This window comes from Microbacterium lemovicicum (assembly GCF_003991875.1).
Classification (GTDB): domain Bacteria; phylum Actinomycetota; class Actinomycetes; order Actinomycetales; family Microbacteriaceae; genus Microbacterium; species Microbacterium lemovicicum.
The window spans coordinates 2,190,802-2,207,821 of record NZ_CP031423.1 but is presented as its reverse complement, the minus strand read 5'-3'; the positions used below and the strand labels follow the sequence as shown (position 1 = coordinate 2,207,821).

General features: G+C 71.1%; 19 protein-coding genes. 8 read left to right on the top strand and 11 right to left on the bottom strand.

The features are described from left to right. Window positions 1-48: 48 nt before the first annotated feature. The 6 genes from CVS47_RS10380 to CVS47_RS10355 form a co-directional block, all read right to left on the bottom strand. Entirely contained in the window at window positions 49-1,518 is a 1,470-nt protein-coding gene (locus CVS47_RS10380; RefSeq protein ID WP_241240112.1) for a phytoene desaturase family protein, read from the bottom strand. After that, window positions 1,515-2,009, bottom strand: coding sequence for an SRPBCC family protein (locus CVS47_RS10375; protein ID WP_127096008.1), 495 nt, complete (start codon window positions 2,007-2,009; stop codon window positions 1,515-1,517). The genes CVS47_RS10380 and CVS47_RS10375 overlap by 4 nt, the downstream gene beginning before the upstream one ends. After that, on the bottom strand, window positions 2,009-3,025 hold the full coding sequence (locus tag CVS47_RS10370) for an SDR family oxidoreductase (RefSeq protein ID WP_127096007.1): 1,017 nt from the start codon (window positions 3,023-3,025) through the stop codon (window positions 2,009-2,011). Before CVS47_RS10370 ends, CVS47_RS10375 begins: the two co-directional genes overlap by 1 nt. A 145-nt stretch (window positions 3,026-3,170) precedes the next feature. Further along, the gene (locus CVS47_RS10365; RefSeq protein WP_127096006.1) at window positions 3,171-4,142 is read right to left on the bottom strand and encodes an acetylxylan esterase; all 972 of its coding nucleotides are present in this window, start codon (window positions 4,140-4,142) and stop codon (window positions 3,171-3,173) included. A 6-nt stretch (window positions 4,143-4,148) separates the two neighbouring features. Then, window positions 4,149-4,367: a hypothetical protein gene (locus CVS47_RS10360; protein ID WP_127096005.1), complete on the bottom strand. Its 219-nt coding sequence runs from the start codon at window positions 4,365-4,367 to the stop codon at window positions 4,149-4,151. Next, the gene (locus tag CVS47_RS10355; protein WP_127096004.1) at window positions 4,354-4,689 is read right to left on the bottom strand and encodes a DUF7882 family protein; all 336 of its coding nucleotides are present in this window, start codon (window positions 4,687-4,689) and stop codon (window positions 4,354-4,356) included. Before CVS47_RS10355 ends, CVS47_RS10360 begins: the two co-directional genes overlap by 14 nt. A 102-nt stretch (window positions 4,690-4,791) precedes the next feature. Between CVS47_RS10355 and CVS47_RS10350 the strand changes: the two genes are divergently transcribed. The 4 genes from CVS47_RS10350 to CVS47_RS16795 all read left to right on the top strand — a co-directional run bounded on the left by CVS47_RS10350 (window position 4,792) and on the right by CVS47_RS16795 (window position 7,974). Further along, the gene (locus tag CVS47_RS10350) at window positions 4,792-5,121 is read left to right on the top strand and encodes a hypothetical protein (RefSeq protein ID WP_127096003.1); all 330 of its coding nucleotides are present in this window, start codon (window positions 4,792-4,794) and stop codon (window positions 5,119-5,121) included. Between the two features lie 210 nt (window positions 5,122-5,331). Continuing rightward, complete coding sequence (locus tag CVS47_RS10345) at window positions 5,332-7,086, top strand: sensor histidine kinase (protein WP_127096002.1); 1,755 nt, start codon at window positions 5,332-5,334, stop codon at window positions 7,084-7,086. Next, a complete protein-coding gene (locus CVS47_RS10340) occupies window positions 7,074-7,739 on the top strand; it encodes a response regulator transcription factor (RefSeq protein WP_127096001.1) in 666 nt (221 codons plus the stop codon). The genes CVS47_RS10345 and CVS47_RS10340 overlap by 13 nt, the downstream gene beginning before the upstream one ends. A gap of 70 nt (window positions 7,740-7,809) precedes the next feature. After that, window positions 7,810-7,974 carry a DUF4175 domain-containing protein gene (locus CVS47_RS16795; RefSeq protein ID WP_164734631.1) on the top strand — a complete coding sequence of 55 codons (165 nt, stop codon included), beginning with the start codon at window positions 7,810-7,812 and terminating at the stop codon, window positions 7,972-7,974. Between the two features lie 59 nt (window positions 7,975-8,033). On the opposite strand, the gene CVS47_RS10335 is transcribed toward CVS47_RS16795, so the two are convergent. Both CVS47_RS10335 and CVS47_RS10330 read right to left on the bottom strand, forming a co-directional pair. Continuing rightward, window positions 8,034-8,381, bottom strand: coding sequence for a histone-like nucleoid-structuring protein Lsr2 (locus CVS47_RS10335; RefSeq protein WP_127096000.1), 348 nt, complete (start codon window positions 8,379-8,381; stop codon window positions 8,034-8,036). Between the two features lie 82 nt (window positions 8,382-8,463). Further along, complete coding sequence (locus CVS47_RS10330; RefSeq protein WP_127095999.1) at window positions 8,464-9,318, bottom strand: helix-turn-helix transcriptional regulator; 855 nt, start codon at window positions 9,316-9,318, stop codon at window positions 8,464-8,466. A gap of 135 nt (window positions 9,319-9,453) precedes the next feature. Here CVS47_RS10330 and CVS47_RS10325 point away from each other — a divergent pair, with 135 nt between their 5' ends. Both CVS47_RS10325 and CVS47_RS10320 read left to right on the top strand, forming a co-directional pair. After that, the gene (locus CVS47_RS10325; protein WP_127095998.1) at window positions 9,454-9,807 is read left to right on the top strand and encodes a DUF485 domain-containing protein; all 354 of its coding nucleotides are present in this window, start codon (window positions 9,454-9,456) and stop codon (window positions 9,805-9,807) included. Continuing rightward, complete coding sequence (locus CVS47_RS10320) at window positions 9,804-11,426, top strand: solute symporter family protein (protein ID WP_127095997.1); 1,623 nt, start codon at window positions 9,804-9,806, stop codon at window positions 11,424-11,426. Before CVS47_RS10325 ends, CVS47_RS10320 begins: the two co-directional genes overlap by 4 nt. A gap of 70 nt (window positions 11,427-11,496) precedes the next feature. Here the strand turns inward: CVS47_RS10320 and CVS47_RS10315 are convergent, their stop codons facing one another. Continuing rightward, entirely contained in the window at window positions 11,497-12,006 is a 510-nt protein-coding gene (locus CVS47_RS10315) for a methylated-DNA--[protein]-cysteine S-methyltransferase (RefSeq protein WP_127095996.1), read from the bottom strand. Between the two features lie 268 nt (window positions 12,007-12,274). Here CVS47_RS10315 and CVS47_RS10310 point away from each other — a divergent pair, with 268 nt between their 5' ends. Further along, window positions 12,275-16,009, top strand: a complete 3,735-nt coding sequence (locus tag CVS47_RS10310; RefSeq protein ID WP_241240111.1) for an AAA family ATPase — start codon at window positions 12,275-12,277, stop codon at window positions 16,007-16,009. Beyond that, window positions 15,996-16,214: a hypothetical protein gene (locus CVS47_RS10305; RefSeq protein WP_127095995.1), complete on the top strand. Its 219-nt coding sequence runs from the start codon at window positions 15,996-15,998 to the stop codon at window positions 16,212-16,214. Before CVS47_RS10310 ends, CVS47_RS10305 begins: the two co-directional genes overlap by 14 nt. A gap of 12 nt (window positions 16,215-16,226) precedes the next feature. On the opposite strand, the gene mscL is transcribed toward CVS47_RS10305, so the two are convergent. Further along, complete coding sequence (gene mscL / locus CVS47_RS10300; RefSeq protein ID WP_127095994.1) at window positions 16,227-16,664, bottom strand: large conductance mechanosensitive channel protein MscL; 438 nt, start codon at window positions 16,662-16,664, stop codon at window positions 16,227-16,229. Between the two features lie 33 nt (window positions 16,665-16,697). After that, window positions 16,698-17,012: an FmdB family zinc ribbon protein gene (locus tag CVS47_RS10295; protein ID WP_127095993.1), complete on the bottom strand. Its 315-nt coding sequence runs from the start codon at window positions 17,010-17,012 to the stop codon at window positions 16,698-16,700. Window positions 17,013-17,020: the final 8 nt, after the last annotated feature.

Here is a 17,020-nt window from a genome sequence, read left to right as displayed (position 1 = left end):
CGTCCTCCCTGCCGCCAGGATACGGACCCTGCTGCCGTCGCGCACGGTTCAGCCTCGCGGCGACAGGTCGGGCCACGCGCCCGAGCCGAACTCGTGGCGGAGTGCGCTCAGCGCCGCGTGCCATCCGGCGAGCCCGTGCACGCCCGGTCCGGGGGACACCGACGCCGACGCGAGGTACACGCCCCTCATGGGTGTGCGCCAGGGCTCGGTGCCCAGCGTCGGACGGCGGATGAGCTGCCCGAGCGTGGGCGCTCCCGCGGCGATGTCGCCGCCGGGGTAGTTCGGGTTGTGGCTCTCGACCTCGACGGCCGAGCGTGAGCTCACCGCGAGCACCGTGTCGCGGAAGCCCGGCGCGAAGCGCTCGATCTGGCGGGTGATGGCCTCCGCACGGTCGGCGCTGCTGCCGGCGGGCACGTGCGTGTAGGTCCACAGCGTGTGCTTGCCCTCCGGCGCGCGCGATCCGTCGAACACGGTGGGCTGCGCGGTGAGGACGTACGGGCGGTCGGGCATCCGCCCACGATTGACGTCGTTCTCGGCCGCGGCCATCTCCTGGCGCGTGCCGCCGACGTGCACGGTGCCGGCGCGGCGGACGCCCTCGTTCGCCCACGGCACGGGAGCCGACAGGGCGAAATCGACCTTGGCGACGCCGCCGCCGTAGCGGAACGACTCCATCGCGCGGCGGTAGCGGCGCGGCATCCGCTCTCCGGCGATGCGCGCGAGCGCACGGGGCGTCACGTCGAGGATCACGACGCGCGAGCGCGGCAGCTCGTCGAGCGAGGACACGTCGACGCCCGTCGCGATGGTGCCGCCGTGCGCGCGGAGGTCGGCGGCCATCGCCTCGATGATGGCCTGCGTGCCGCCGAGCGGGATGGGCCACCCCTTCGCGTGGGCGTAGGTGGTGAGCGTGAGCCCGGCGCCTGCGCCTGCGAGGCTCGGCTGGGTCAGGATGCTGTGCGCGGCCACTCCGGTCAGCAGCGCGGGCGCCTCCTCGCCCGAGAAGCGCGCGTTCCACAGCGGGCTGCCCTGTTCGAGCGAGCGGAGTCCGAAAGCGGCGACCGTGAGCGGATGCCGCGGCATCCGCACGAGCGTCGATCCGGTGAACTCGGCCACCTCCGTCGCGCGGTCCACCAGCGGCTTCATCAGCCGTGCATAGGCGCGCCCGTCGCGGCCGAGGTCGTCGGCCGTCAGCGCGAGGTCGAGGTGGGCGAGGGCGGCGCGGCCGCCGTCGAGGGGCTGCGCGAAGGAGACCTCCGGCGTGACGAACGGCACCCGGCTGCGCAGACCGAACTCGCGGAAGAAGCGCGACTCGAACGCCATCGGGTGCACGGCCGCGCAGACGTCGTGCGCGAAGCCGGGAAGGGTCAGCTCGCGGGTCGACGCCCCGCCGCCGATCTGGTCGGAGCGCTCGAAGACGGCGACCGACAGGCCCGCGCGGGCGAGGGTCACCGCCGCCGCCAGGCCGTTCGGACCGGCGCCGACGACCACCGCATCCAGCTGTCCGCCCGCGCGTGCGCTCACTCCGTCGCCTCGGAGGCGTCGATCTCGCGGTCGGCCGTCGATGCGCCTCCCGGACGGTCGGCGATGCCCTCCGCGAGGTAGGCCAGACGGTGCAGGGCCTCCGTGTTGCGCCAGGTGAGCAGGATGTCCATGAGGAATCGCGGCACGAGCATGCCGGGGCCGGCGACGGCCTCCTCCTGCATCCGCACGACGCAGCCGTCGCCGCGCGGCTTCACGTCCATGGTCACGCGCGCCTCGCCCATCGGCCATCCCTTGGCCCGGATCACGAGGTGCCGCGGCGCATCGACCTTCTCCACGACGGTGTCGTCGTCGATGAGCAGAGGCCAGATGCCGAAGGAGTGGAAGAGGTGCGAGCCCTGGGCGGGCCAGTTCGCCTGCACCTCGCGCATGCGGGATGCCCCGACCACCCAACCCGGATAGAGCCAGCCGTCACCGAGCACCCGGAAGACGTCCTCGGGGCTGCAGCGCAGCTCGCGCACGTTCACCGACATCAGGACCGCCCCCGCACGAGGGCGGCGCCGGCGACCGCCGCGGCTCCGACCACTGCCGAACCGGCCGCGGCCAGTGCCCGGCGGTGGCGGATCGCCCAGGTCTGCACGCTGTCGGTGCGGGCCTTGTCGTCGAAGACGCCGTGCGCTCCGGCGTCTCCGGGGACCGGCTCGTAGAGGTTGGGCGCGACCGTCGAGCGTGGCTTGTCGGGCGCCAGCTGACCCTGGTACGCGGCTTTCGCGAGGTACCAGTCGAGGAAGCGGCCCGCGAACCGCGCGCCGAGGATCGTCTCGACCGTCGAGATGCCGACCCAGGTGCGGCGACGCGGGGTGTCGGCGACGTCGGCAACGGCGCGCGCCCCCACCTCGGGCTGGAAGATCGGGGGCACCGGCTGCGGGTGCTCGGGGAACGCCGACTTCACCCACCCGAACTGCGTGGTGTTGAGGGCCGGCATGTCGACGATGGAGACGGCGACCTTGCTCTTGTCGTGGGTCAGCTCCGACACGACGGCGTCGGTGAAGCCGTGGATGGCGTGCTTGGCTCCGCAGTAGGCGGCCTGCAGCGGGATGCCGCGGTGCGCGAGGGCGGAGCCGATCTGGATGACATGGCCGCGGTTGCGCGGCACCATCCGGCTGAGCGCCGCGCGGGTGCCGTTGACGCAGCCGAGGTAGGTGACGGCCGTCGCCCGTTCGAAGTCGGCCACGGCCGTGTCGAGGAACTCGGAGATCGTGCCGGTCATGGCGTTGTTGACCCACAGCGAGATGGGGCCGAGCTCGTCCTCGACGCGCTGCGCGGCATCCTCCACTCCTGTCGAATCCGCCACGTCGACGGAGACGCCGATCGACCGCCGCCCGATGCGCTGCACCTCGGCGACGGTGGCGTCGATGCCGTCCTGGCCGCGGGCCAGCACCGCGACGTCCCACCCCCGCCGTGCGAGCTCCCGGGACACCGCCCGGCCCAGTCCTGCGCTTCCTCCGGTCACCACCGCGATGCCGCGGCCGTTCGTCGTCTCAGCCATGCCCCTACTATCGCGGCCGGAGCGCTGCGGTGGACGGGACTGGACGAACCCGACCGCAGCGACTAAGCCCGACGCCTGTCGCCCGGTGCCGGGCGGACGCCGGGGCCGACGCGGCTCGGCCCCTGAGCGTCCAGGCCCGATCCGTTCAGGCGCCGAAGACCTCGCGGAAGAACGCCAGGCGGCGCAGCATGTGGTGCTCGCCTCCGCCCTCGTGCCCGTTGAAGGGGTACACGGCGATGTCGCGCGGACCCGCCCACGCGTTGTAGGCGGCGAACACGGTCGAGGGAGGGCAGATGTCGTCGCGCAGGGCGACGGAGAACAGCGCCGGCACGTCGGCCGCCGGGGCGAGGTTGACGGCGTCGAAGTAGGAGAGCGTGTCGAACGCCCGCTCCACGTCGTCGCGGTAGCGCGCGAAGAAGTCGACCAGCTCACCGTACGGCCGGGCATCGGTGAGGGCGACGGCGCGCTCGAAGTGGCAGAGGAACGGCACGTCGACGGCTGCGCCGACCAGCCCCTCGCTGAGGGCCGCCGCCGCGATCGCGATGCCGCCGCCCTGGCTGCCGCCGGTCACCGCCACGCGGGTCTCGTCGACCTGCGGAAGCTCGCGCACCGCGTCGACGAGCAGCGCGGCATCCGTGAACACCCGGCGGTAGAAGTAGTCGGCGGGATCCAGGATGCCGCGGGTCATCTGACCCGGGATGCTGCCGATGCCCTCGCCGGCGCCGTGATCGGCTGTGGCGCCGACGGCCCACCAGCCCTGGCCGCGCGTGTCCATGACGACGTGGACGTAGCCGGCCTCCGCGTACGCGTGGTCCTGCCACGCGAGCTTGCGCCCGCCGCCGTAGCCGATGAACTCCACGACCGCGGGAAGCGGCCCGGCGGCGCCGGCGGGGACGTGCACCCATCCGCGCACGCGCTCGCCGCCGAAGCCCGGGAACTCCAGGTCGGAGGTGTCGACGAGCCGGAGGCCGGAGTCGACCCGACGGGTCGACGCGGGCACGGTCGCGGCGCGGGACTCCGCGAGCGTGTCCGACCAGAACTCGGCGAAGTCGTCGCGACGGCGCACCGTCGGCCGGTAGTCGCGGAGCTCCTCGAGCGGAAGGTCGTACTGCGGCATCCGGCGCTATTCCTCGTCGTGGCCGGGGATCGGTATGACGGCGACGTCGATCCCGGGCACCAGCAGCAGGTGCGCATCGCGGTGGTGGCCCTCGCCGTCGTTGACGACGAGCCACTGCGGCTTCCGCGACGTGATGCCCTCGGCGATCTCCGTCTTCACGTCTTCGTACTCGCGACCGCCGATGCTGTACATCCGGCCGCCGTAGACGATGTCAATCCGCTTCATCGGTCAGTTCCTGTCTCTGGGGGGAGTCCGCCGGTTCGGGCACGACGTACAGTCCCGTGGGCGAGTTGGCGGTGTGCATCAGGGCGTCGAGCCATGCGCGGTTGAGCTGGGGCCGACGGCTGCCGTAGAACTTGAACACCAGCGAGGCGCCGGGGTGGATCCACACGAGGGTGCGGCCGTCGCCGATGCTGTTGTCGTCCTTCCACACGAAGGTGAACGGCTCGCCACGGCGGAGCTTCGTGGTGATGGTCGTCTGCAGGTGCGCGAGGAGACGGTCCTCGAAGTCGATCCTGATCTGTCCGTCGTAGATGAAACGGCCCATGAGGGCACTCCTCGCTCGTTGTGCGACCACAGGCTCTAGCGTGCGAGGTACTGAGAAGCAAGGGTCAGAGTGGATCCGCCACCGGGCTTGTAGACAGACGGGATGAAGACTGTCATCTATGCCGGCGACGCATTCGTCACAGGGGACGCCATTGCCGACGCCGTCCTGCGGTACAGCAGGATCCTAGCCGAGGCGGGCACAGCTGACACGGTCACCATCCCCGTCCGGCGTCGCGATGGCGTGCGCGTGGATGCGACCCTCCTGCTCGGGCCGGCGAGCCAGATCGTCGCCGAGTCGCAGCCCGATGACGAGGGCGAGGAGATCGAGGACGGCGGCCTCGTCGACGAGCTGAACGCCCGCGCGGACACGCGTGACGCGCCGGTCGGACTGCCCGTCGACGACCCGACGCCGGGATGGGACGACCAGCTCTGACCTGGTCTGAAATGCTCGTTCCTTCCGTCCACGACCCCAGCGGGTCGGTCCGATCACTGTGCGACCGCGAAACGGAAGTCACTCACGGGGTTGCGAACCACGCGCCGCTGTGGGATGTGGGCGCAGACAGGGCGGACATGGGCCTAGGTCCCTAGCCCGGTCTGCGCAGCCTGCGCCACAGTGGGATCATCGATCCCGAGGAGGGTCACCGTGGTCGCAGGGACGTCAGGCGGGACGGCGCCGATCCCCATCCGGCTCCGCGGCGCGCGGTCGGGTTCTCTGCGGCTGGCGCTCGTCACCCTCGCGTTCTGCTCCGTGCTGATCACCGTCATGCAGGTGGCCGTGGCGGCCGGCACGCCGGAGCTGCTCATGGTGACGCTGCTCTTCTCCGGCGTCGCCCTGATCTGGGCGACCGCGGGCATCATCGCCTGGTGGCGCCGGCCCGGCAACGCGATGGGCGCTCTCATCTACCTCGGTGCGCTCTCGCTCTTCCTCAACGCCCTCGGCAACCTGCCGGACGAGTTCCTGCAGATCATCGGCGCGGTCTCGGCGACGCTCACCCTCGCGGTGACGGTCCACCTCCTGCACGCCTTCCCGTCCGGCCGGCTGCGGGGACGGCTCTCCGTCGCGACGGTCGTGGTCGGCTACGTGCTGTCGGTCCTGCTGCAGGGCGCCCGCGTCGTGTTCGTCACGGTCGGGCAGACGCAGCTCGACGAGATCGCGGCCGCGACGCAGTCCGTCGTCGGCATCGGCGTCATGGTCTCCACCGCCGTCATCCTGACCCGTCGCCTCCTGCGCGCCGACGCCGTCCACCGTCGGGTGCTCCTGCCGCTCTTCCTGTACGGGATCCTGGCGGTGCTGGCCATCGTCGCGGCGCCGAACATCGGCCGCCCGCTCGGAGTGGACCCTCTCGTCGTGGGGATCGTGCAGCTCGGCATCTCGTGCGGCATCCCCATCGCATTCCTCATCGGCGTGCTCAACGGCGGCTTCACCCGCACCGGAGACCTCGAGGCCCTCAGTGCCTGGCTCGGCATCGGCGGTGTCACCCGGCCCGCCGTGGGCCGCGCGCTGGCGGGCACGCTGGGTGACGAGTCGCTGCTGATCGTGTACTGGTCGCCCGAGAAGGCGGCGTACGTCGACGAGTTCGGGGCCGACGTCGACGCGACCAGGGACGACCCCGACCGCGACTGGGTGCAGGTGCACGTGGGCGAACGCCTCGTCGGGGCGATCGTCTACGACACGCGGATGATCGGCGACCCGTATCCCGTCAACCGGGCGGCCGAGGTGCTGGCCATCGCCATCGACCGGGAGCGTCTCACGGCAGAGCTGATCGCGAGCAACGAGGAGCTGTCGGAGTCCCGCGTGCGCATCGTCGAGACGGCGGATCGCGAGCGCTACCGGATCGCCCAGGACCTCCACGACGGGCTGCAGATGCAGCTCGTCCTCCTCGCCCTCGACGCGCAGAACATCGCCACCCGGCCGGAGGCGGATCCGGGCTCCGCGGCGGCCGCGGCGGAGCTGCGCCGACGCATCGACGGCGCGGCGGCCGACCTGCGGCGTCTGGTGCACAACGTGCTGCCCGCGGCGCTCGTGGAGACCGGGCTCGCCGTCGCCACCGAGGACCTGGTCGACCGGCTGAGCATCCCCGCCACGCTCCGCACGGAGCTCGGCGACAGCCCGCTGCCGGCACCCATCACGCACACGGCGTATTTCATCATCGCCGAGGTGCTGACCAACGCCGTCAAGCACTCGCGGGCCGAGTCGGTGCACGTCAGCATCGTGCAGACGCCGACCGAGCTGCACCTCGACGTGGCCGACGACGGGGTCGGCGGGGCGACCACGGCCCACGGCAGCGGACTCCTCGGCGTCACCGACCGCATCGACGTGCTGGGCGGGCATTTCCAGATCGACTCCCCCAAGGGTGCGGGGACCCGGGTGAAGGTGGTACTGCCATGCGCATCGTGATCGGCGAAGACGAGGTCCTCCTGCGCGAGGGCCTGGCTCACGTCCTGGACACCGACGGATTCGACGTCGTCGCCTCGGTGGGCACCGCGGCGCAGCTGGAGCGGGAGGTCGCCCGGCACGTTCCCGACCTCGTCATCACCGACATCCGGATGCCGCCGACCTACACCGACGAAGGGCTCGTGGCGGCCCTGCGCATCCGCCGCGCGCATCCGACGATGGCCGTGGTGGTGCTCTCGCAGCACGTGCAGCGGCGGTACGCGACGGATCTGCTGGAGAGCCAGACCGGCGGAGTCGGGTATCTCCTCAAGCAGCGCATCGCCGACGTCCAGACCTTCACCTCCGACGTCCGCCGCGTCGCCGACGGGGGCACCGCCCTCGACCCCGAGGTCGTGGCGGTCATGGTGACGCGCGCGAGCAGACTGAGCGGGGCGGTCGGCGGACTGACGCCCCGCCAGCTCGAGGTGCTCGGGCTCATGGCCGAGGGCCGCAGCAACGCCGCGATCGCCGCCCAGCTCGTCCTGAGCGAGAAGGCGGTCGTGCAGCACACCTCGAACATCTACGACGCGCTCGGCCTGCCGGTCGACGCGGACGACCACCGGCGGGTGCTCGCCGTCATCCGCTACCTCGCCAGCGCCGGCACCGCGACGCTCTGACCTCTCTCACCGATCGGCGGGTGCCGTCAACCCCCGGAGGCGGTTCCGCTCGTTGCGGCATCCTCGAGGTATGCCAGCTCTCGCCATCATCCTGCTCATCGTCGGGGTCGTCCTGCTGTTCACCGGACTGTTCGTGGAGGCGGTGAAGTTCCTGCTCTGGATCGGGATCGTCATCCTCGTCATCGCCATCATCATGGCTCTGCTCCGCTACATCCGGCGCGGCACCCGCACCTGATCGACACACGGGAAAGCCCCGGCGCCGACGGCACCGGGGCTTTCATCGTGCGCTGAAGATCAGTGGGCGGCCTCGTAGGCCTCGATGACGGATGCCGGCACCCGCCCGCGCTCGGAGACCTGGAAGCCGTTGGACTTGGCCCAGGAGCGGATCTCCGAGAAGTCCTGCGACGGCGTGCGTCGACGCGGACGGGAGTCGCCCTGTCCGGACGAGCCGCGCGAGGACACCGAGCGGGCGGCGGCGACGTAGCGCTCGAGCGACGAGCGGAGGGCCGACGCGTTCGCGTCGGTGAGATCGATCTCGTAGGCGATGCCGTCGATCGAGAAGAGGACGGTCTCGCCCTCACCTGCCTCGATCTCCGTGCCGTCGAGATCGTCGATGAGCTGATGAACGATTTTGCGAGCCATACGTGAATGGTACGACTTCGCTCACGCGCGAATAGGACTTATCCGCTTTTCACAGCGATATACCGCGCGTGTGCAATTGCGGTCAGGGGAGAATTCCCGCGCGCCGCGCTTTCATCACCGCGGCATGGCGCGTCGAGGCATCCAATTTCGCCATCGCGGAGGCGAGATAGGACTTCACCGTCGCCTCTTTCAATCGGAGATCCGCGCCGATCTCGGAATTCGTCGCACCCAGTGCGGCGCACGCCAGCACATCCGTCTCACGCGGGGTGAGATGGATATCGGACGAGAGGGAGGCGTCGACGGCGTCGTCGCGGGTGAGCGCTGCGAGCTTGCGCTCGAGATGCTCGAGGCGTTCGCGCAGAAGGTCGTCCTGCACGGTCGCGGCGATCGACCGGAGCTCGGCGTAGGTCTCCCTGAGCTCCTCGCGCGCCCGCGAGACGAGCCCGTCGCCGCTGGACGGCAGGCGGGAGACCCGCCGGCTCACCTCTTCGCGCACGCGCAGCTCCGTCGCGAGCTCGGCCGCGACGCCCAGCGCCGGACGTGCCACGACGTCGCCGACGGGCGCTTCCGACCAGGACCCGCAATAGATCACGCCGCGCGCCTCGCCCGACACCATCACGGGGACGGCGAAGAGGGTGGAGATGCCCTCGCCCAGGATCGCCCGGTCGTAGTCGTGCGTGATGCTGCGCGCCCGCCGGTAGTCCACCGCCATGCGCGGGCGCTTCTCGACCAGCGCGCGCCCGCCGAGACCGCGCTCCGACTGCACGACCAGACCGTCGATGCTGCGCGTGCGCGCACCGACGATCGAGGAGACATGGATGGCGCCGCCGTGCTGGAGGCCGCCGAAGGCCACCGGGAAGCGCGTGCGGGCGACGAGGTCGGCGACCGCGCGGGAGAGGAGCTGCTCATCGCTCTCGGCTGTCGCGAGTGCCACCACGCACTACCTACTTCCGGGGGTGACGGCCACCGCGCCGCCTTTCGTAGCGTCGACGATATCACCGGGCTCGCCGGAAGCGGCGTGCGCGACCCATCGGCGCGATGCTGCGTCGGAATCATGTGGCAAGGAGGCCCCATGTCAGATCCCGCGACGAATGCCGGTGCGTCACCGCACGGTATCGATTACATCGCCGTCGAGAAGTCGAGGGAATTCACGGAGCTGAAGCGCTCGCAGCGCAGCTTCGTCTTTCCGCTCGCCATCGCCTTCCTCGTCTGGTATTTCGCCTACGTCCTGCTCAGCTCGTTCGCGGTCGAATTCATGTCGCAGCGCGTCTGGGGTGACATCACCGTCGGGCTGATCTTCGGCCTCGGGCAATTCGTGACCACATTCGCCATCACGATGGCCTATGTCTGGTACGCCAACCGCAATCTCGACCCGAAGGCCGAGGCGATCCGCACCGACCTGGAGAAGCAGGAGGCGTCCGCATGAACGACGTCTTCGGCGCCGTGCACGCCGCCGTCCAGACTGTGGAGAACAACCCGGTCCTGAACATCTCGATCTTCGCCGCCTTCGTGGCCGTGACGCTCTTCATCGTCATCCGCGCCAGCCGCAACAACAAGACGGCCGCGGACTACTACGCGGCAGGACGCTCCTTCACAGGGCCCCAGAACGGGTTCGCGATCTCGGGCGACTATCTGTCCGCGGCATCCTTCCTGGGTATCACCGGCGCCATCGCCATCAACGGCTACGACGGGTTCCTCTACTCGATCGGGTTCCTCGTGGCCTGGCTGGTGGCACTGCTGCTCGTGGCGGAGCTGATGCGCAACACGGGCAAGTTCACGATGGCCGACGTGCTGTCGTTCCGGCTCAAGCAGGGTCCGGTGCGCATGGCCGCGGCGATCACGACGCTCGCCGTCTGCTTCTTCTACCTGCTCGCGCAGATGGCCGGAGCGGGCGGGCTCGTCTCGCTGCTCCTGGGCATCAAGGAGACGCTCGGTCAGTCGCTGGTCGTGGCCGTCGTGGGCGTGCTCATGATCGTCTACGTGCTGGTGGGCGGCATGAAGGGCACGACCTGGGTGCAGATCGTCAAGGCGTTCCTGCTCATCGGCGGTGCGCTGGTGATGACCATCTGGGTGCTGGCGATCAACGGCTTCAGCCTGAACACGCTGCTGGAGAGCGCGGTGGCCGCCTCGATCACCGAGCAGAAGGACGCCATCCTCGGACCGGGCCTGCAGTACGGCAAGAACCCGTGGGACTTCATCTCGCTCGCGATCGCCCTCGTTCTCGGTACGGCTGGTCTGCCGCACGTGCTCATGCGCTTCTACACGGTGCCCACGGCCAAGGAGGCGCGTCGGTCGGTCGTGTGGGCGATCTGGCTGATCGGGGTCTTCTACCTGTTCACGCTGGTGCTGGGCTACGGCGCCGGTTCCCTCGTCGGGCCGGAGGCCATCAAGGCGGCCCCGGGCGGTGTGAACTCCGCAGCGCCGCTGCTGGCGCTGGCGCTCGGCGGCCCGCTCCTGCTCGGGTTCATCTCGGCCGTGGCCTTCGCCACGATCCTCGCGGTGGTGGCCGGACTCACGATCACCGCGGCGGCGTCGTTCGCCCACGACATCTATGCCAACGTCGTGAAGAAGGGGAACGTGCCGCCCGACGGCGAGGTCAAGGTCGCCCGCCGCACGGTGCTCGTGATCGGCGTGCTCGCCATCCTCGGCGGCATCGGCGTGCAGGGGCAGAACGTGGCGTTCCTGGTCGCGCTGGCCTTCGCGGTCGCCGCCTCGGCGAACCTGCCGACGATCCTGTACTCGCTGTTCTGGCGGCGGTTCAACACGCAGGGCGCCGTCTGGAGCATGTACGGGGGACTGGCCGCGGCCATCATCCTCATCGTGCTGTCGCCGGTCTTCTGGGGCACCGAGACCAGCGTGTTCAAGAACACCGGCACGGCGATCTGGCCGCTGAACAACCCGGGCATCGTCTCGATCCCCGTGGGCTTCCTGCTCGGCTGGCTCGGCTCGCTCCTGTCGCGTCGGCCGGAGGATCCGCGCACGGCGGCCGAGATGGACGTCCGCTCTCTCACCGGCTTCGGTGCGGAGAAGGCCACCGACCACTAGGTCGTCGGCTCCGGATGACGTGCGCCCCCGCGGATCCCGCGGGGGCGCACGTGTGCGATGCGCCGGCGGCCTACACGCCGGCGTCGCGCTCCAGCTCGAGCAGGAAGCGCTTCACCTCGGGGTGGCCGCCGTACTCGCCGATGCTGCCGTCCGCGCGCACGACGCGGTGCACCGGGACGACGATCGAGAAGGGGGTGCGCGCGCACGCCGTGCCCACTGCGCGCGCGGCGCGAGGAGCGCCCGCCTCCACCGCGACCTCGCCGTAGCCGGCGGTCTCGCCGTAGGGGATGCGGCACACCGCCTGCAGAGCCTCCCGGGTGAAGCCCTGCACGAGCCGCCAGTCGAGGTCGAGGCCGAAGGACGTGCGGTCGCCCGCGAAGTACTCGGCGAGCTGGTCCACCGCATCCTGGCCGGCGGTGTCGTCGGGCGCGAGCGGCCCGGGAAGGGATTCCGAGAGCCGCTGGAGCTCGTGGTCGACGGGGCCGTCGAACGGATGGAGGCTGACCAGGCCCTCCTCGCCGACGACGAGAAGGATGTCGCCCACCGGCGAGGGGGTCACGCGGTACGCGAAGTCGCTCATGAACACATCCTGACCGCCCTCGGCCGACTCGCCCGTCGTGCTCGTCCGATCCGTGGAGACGGTGCCCTCGCGGGTGAAGGGGAGGAAGCAGCATCCCGTCGCATCGACGACTGATCCGGTCCCCGAAGCACCGCTGAGAGGACATCCGCCCCATTCGTCACACGAGTAACATCACCCTCACGAACCGGGCTCCTCACGTGCTCTGATCCCGTGCAATACCGCGAAACTCGCCCCTCATGCAAGGGACGGTCGCGCCTGCGCACGTAGGGTGGCCGATGTGTGGCGAGGAGAGGACAGCATCGCGGCCGGCGAAGAAGACGTCGCGGCCGGCGCATCCGTGACCCCGGATCATCTCGGCCTGTCCGAGCCGGGGGTGACCGTCGTCCACGCCGCCGACTCCGAGCGCGACCGCTTGCGCACGCAGGCCGCCGCCCTGGGTGGTCGTTCGACGCTGCTGCACTTCTCCGCCGCCGCCGACGCCGGCATCGAGATCACCAAGGCGCATCCCGGCAGCCTCCCGCAGTTCATCACCGGGCGCTCCACCCTCCTGTCCGGACTCTTCCGCGACGAGGTCGCGCTGCGCAACGCCCGCCTGGCGGCCGAACGCATCACGACCAAGAACGTCGAGCTGCGCACCGCGCGCGGCATCGAGCCGGTACGCCTCGCCGTCGGACTGGCCTCGTGGCGCATCGGCGAGACGTCGTTCACGGCTCCGGTGCTGCTGCGGCCCCTCGCGATCCGCCGGCACCACACCGACTTCGAGGTGAAGCTGCACGGCACCTTCACCGTCAACCCCGAGCTGGTGCGGGCGCTGCGCACGCACTTCGGCATCACCGTCGACGGCCCGGCGCTCTCGGCGGCCGCGTACGACGGCGGGCTCTTCAAGCCCCAGCCCGTCATCGACCTGCTCCGCTCGCTGACCTCGTCGATCGAGAGCTTCAGCGTCATCCCGCGCCTCGTCGTCTCCACCTTCGCCGACATCGGCTCGGGCATGGAGCGCGACGCGGTGAACCTCGACCACCCGACGCTCAACGCGCTCGCCGGTCACGTCACCGACCGCGAGACGTTCACGGCCCGTCGTCCCGTGACGACCCCGCCCAACCCCGACGAGCGCCCTCCGGCCGCCGACACACTGCTGTTGGACGCCGACGCGGAGCAGGAGGCGGTGCTCGCCCGCATCGCCGCCGGCCAGTCGATGGTCGTGCACACGCTGCCCGGCACCGGCGGCACCCAGACCGTCATCAACGCCGTCGGCGCCCTCGTGCGCGACGGCAAGAGCGTGCTCGTCGTCAGTGCCCGCCGCTCCACTCTCGAAGGCGTGCGGCATCGCCTCGCCGGCATCGGGCTCGGCGGTCTCGCCGTCTCGCCGCGTCACCTGCAGCGCGACCTGATCCGCGCGATCGGCCGCAACGAGAAGGCGGAGCAGCCGCGCGTCGCCGACATCGACGACGCGCTCGTGCGTCTGCGGGGCGTGCTGCGCGACTATCGCAGCGCCGTCACCCGCCGCCATGACGGGCTGGGCGTCTCCACGCTCGAGATCCTGCGAGCACTCACCACGCTGGCCGCCGTCGACCCCGCGCCCTCCACGGCGGCGCGGTTCGACGCGCTCACGCTCGAGCGTCTCGCCCCCAACAGGGCGGCGGCGGCGTCGATGCTGGCCTCGGCCGCGCGCCTCGGCGAATTCCGCTTCGGCCCCGACGACTCACCGTGGTACGGCGTCTCGTTCGCCACGACCGAGTCGGCCCGTGCCGCCCACGCCCTGGCGGCGAAGCTGCACCGGCAGGACGTCCCCGGCCTGCTCGAGCGCGGCTACGAGCTCATCGCGCAGACGCGGATGCGCCCGTTCCGCACCCTCACCGAGCTCGGCGCCTACCTTCAGGTGCTGCGCGGCATCCGCGACTCGCTCGATCGCTTCAGCCCGACCGTGTTCGAGCGCCCGCTGGGCGAGCTCATCCAGGCCCACGGTCCCCGACGTGAGGCGCCCGAGCTGAGCGGCGCGAACCGGCGCCGGCTCAAGCGCCTGTCCCGCGAGTACATCCGTCCGGGCGTGCACGTCCCCGACATGCACGAGGCGCTCCTGCGCGTGCAGCAGCAGCGCACCGAATGGCAGCGCTACGTCGACGCCGGCGTCATCCCCGAGGTCCCCGTGGGACTCGCCGACGTCCACGTCGCCTGGCAGCGCGTCGACGCCGATCTCGCGGAGCTCGACGGCATCCTCGGCCGCAAGGTCACCGAGCGTCTCATCGACCTCCCCGTCAAGACGCTCGTGCGCACTCTCGGCGCACTCGCCGCCGAGTCGGACTTCTTCGACAACCTCGTCGAGCGCGCGACCCTCCGCACCAAGCTCGCCGCGCTCGGACTCGAGCCGCTGCTGCTCGAGCTCTCGGTGCGCCACGTGCCCGAGAGCCGTGTCCGCGACGAGCTGGAATTCGCGTGGTGGCAGTCGGCGCTCGAGCACCTCCTGCGCACCGACCGCGCCCTGCTCGGAGCCAACACCGCGGTCGTCGACCGCCTCGAGCGCGACTTCCGCCTCGTCGACGAGGCGCACGCCGCGGCATCCGGTCCTCTCCTGGCCTCCGCCCTCGCGACGCAGTGGCGCATCGGCATCGTCGACCACCCCGATGAGGCGGTCGCGCTCCGCCGCGAGCTGAAGAACGGCGCAGCCGAGCCCGGGGCCGTGCTCGCTGCGGCTCCGGCGCTCCTGCGCACGCTGGCCCCGGTCTGGCTGGCCTCTCCGTACGACGTCCCCGCGATCCCCGAGGCGCACGCGTTCGACGTGGTGGTGATCGCGGATGCTGCGGCCATCTGCCTCGCGGAGGCCGCGCCCGCCCTCCGCCGCGCCGAGCAGGTCGTGCTCTTCGGCGATCCGGTCACGCAGAAGCCGACGCCGTTCCGCGTCGCCTCCAGCATCCCGACCGCGGAGGACGATCCCGACGCGCCGTTCGACGGCGTATCGGTGTTCGAGCGCCTCGCCGACCTCCTGCCCGTGGCGACCCTCACGCGCAGCTACCGGGCGGGCGGCGAGGACCTCGCCGAGCTCGTCAATGACGCCTTCTACGGCGGCGAGATCGTGTCGCTCCCGTGGGCCGGGTCGTACCTCGGCCGCGGAAGCCTCGGCGTCGACTACGTCGAAGGCGGCACCGGCACCCCCGACCCGCTCACCGGTGCGGTCGAGAGCCCCGACGCCGAGGTGCAGCGGGTCGTGACCCTGGTGGTGGAGCACGCGGTGAACCGCGGGGCGGAATCCCTCATGGTCGTCACCGCGAGCCCGCGCCACGCCGAGCGCGTGCGCGCCGCCGTCGCCACCGCCTTCGCGGGCCGGGCCGACGTGGCCGACTTCGTCTCGCGCGACACCGCCGAGCCCTTCGCCGTGCTCAGCCTCGAGGAGTCGGTGGCCGAGAGCCGCGACCGGGTCATCTTCTCCCTGGGCTTCGGCCTGACCAAGCACGGCCGCGTGCTGAGCGACTTCGGCGACCTGTCGACTCCCGACGGGGAGCGCCTGCTCACGGTGGGCATGACGCGGGCGCGCCGGTCGATGGTGATCGTGTCGTCCATCCGCCCGTCCGCCTTCGACGACGGCCGGCTGGAGTACGGCGCCGCGACCCTCATGGGCATCCTCGGCAGCATCGCCGCGCGCGGTCGGGAGGCCCGCCTCGAAGACCTCGCCGACCCGCTCACCCTCGCCCTCGCGCGGGAGCTGCGCAGGCTCGGCATCTCCGTCGACGTCCACTACCGCGGACTGCTGCCGCTCGTCGCCCAGCACGGCGGCAAGGCGGTCGTCGTGGAGAGCGACCCGGAGACCCTCGGCGACTCGCTGCGGGAGTCGCTCCGCCTGCGGCCGTCGATCCTGCGCCGGCTCGGGTGGCACTACGTGCGCGTGCACGCCTTCGACCTGTACCGCGACCCGGCGGCCGTCGCCGTCCGCATCGCCGCGATGCTGGGCGTGGACTCCCGCGTCGCCACCGCCGACACGGACACCCAGCCGCTCGATGTCGGCGACTGACCGCCAGCGTGTCGAGAGGATCGCCGGCTCGCGGCGCGCGCGGCTGACGCCCGCACCCGGGACCTCGGCCGAGCCGGTGCCGGGCGACGTGGTCGACGACGACACGACCGCGACCGACGCGAACGGCGCCGACCCCCGCGGGGGCCGGCGCCGGAGCGGTCCGAACGACGAGCAGCTGCGACGGGACAAGCCCCCGCACTACTGAGCGGTCAAAGGGTCAGAGGGTGGGCGGGACGCGTCCCGCGCCGCCGTTCTGAGCCTCGAGCAGATCGCGGATCTGCACCAGCAGCTCGGTCTCGGTGGGAGCGGGAGGCGTCTCCTGCGCCGCGACGCCGGCACGAGCGGCCTGGCGCTCCTTCCAGTGGTTCATCGGGAAGACGAAGACGAAGTAGACGATCGCGGCGACGGCGACGAAGTTGATGATCGCCGTCACGATGTTGCCGATCGTGAACGTGGCTGTGCTGCCCGAGAGCGTCGGCACGGTCCAGACCCAGCCGGACAGGTCGCCGAGCTGGAAGATGACACCGATCAGCGGCGTGATCAGGCCCTCGACCAGGGCGCCGATGATGGCCGTGAAAGCGGCGCCGATGACCACGGCGACGGCCAGGTCGATGACGTTCCCGCGGAGGATGAACTCCTTGAAGCCCTTGATCATGCGCGCACTCCTCAATTGGTCGGCGAGAGCCGGTCAGGTGGTGGACGGGGCCGCGGAGGGCTTCGTCTCAGACTTCGATGATGGCGTGGATGATCCGCCGTCGCCACTCGACGAGGTGGACGAGGACGACGAGGTCCCGCTCGACGAGCCGCCGTCGGAGCCCTTGGCGCCGGCGCGCGAGTCGGTGCGATAGAACCCCGATCCGTTGAAGGTGACGCCGATCGAGCCGTACTCCTTGCGGAGCTTGCCGCCGCAGACGGGGCACTCCGTCAGGGTCGGGTCGGCGAAGGACTGCACCGCGTCGAAACGGTGGTCGCACTGCGTGCAGGCATAGGCGTAGGTGGGCATGTGCTCTC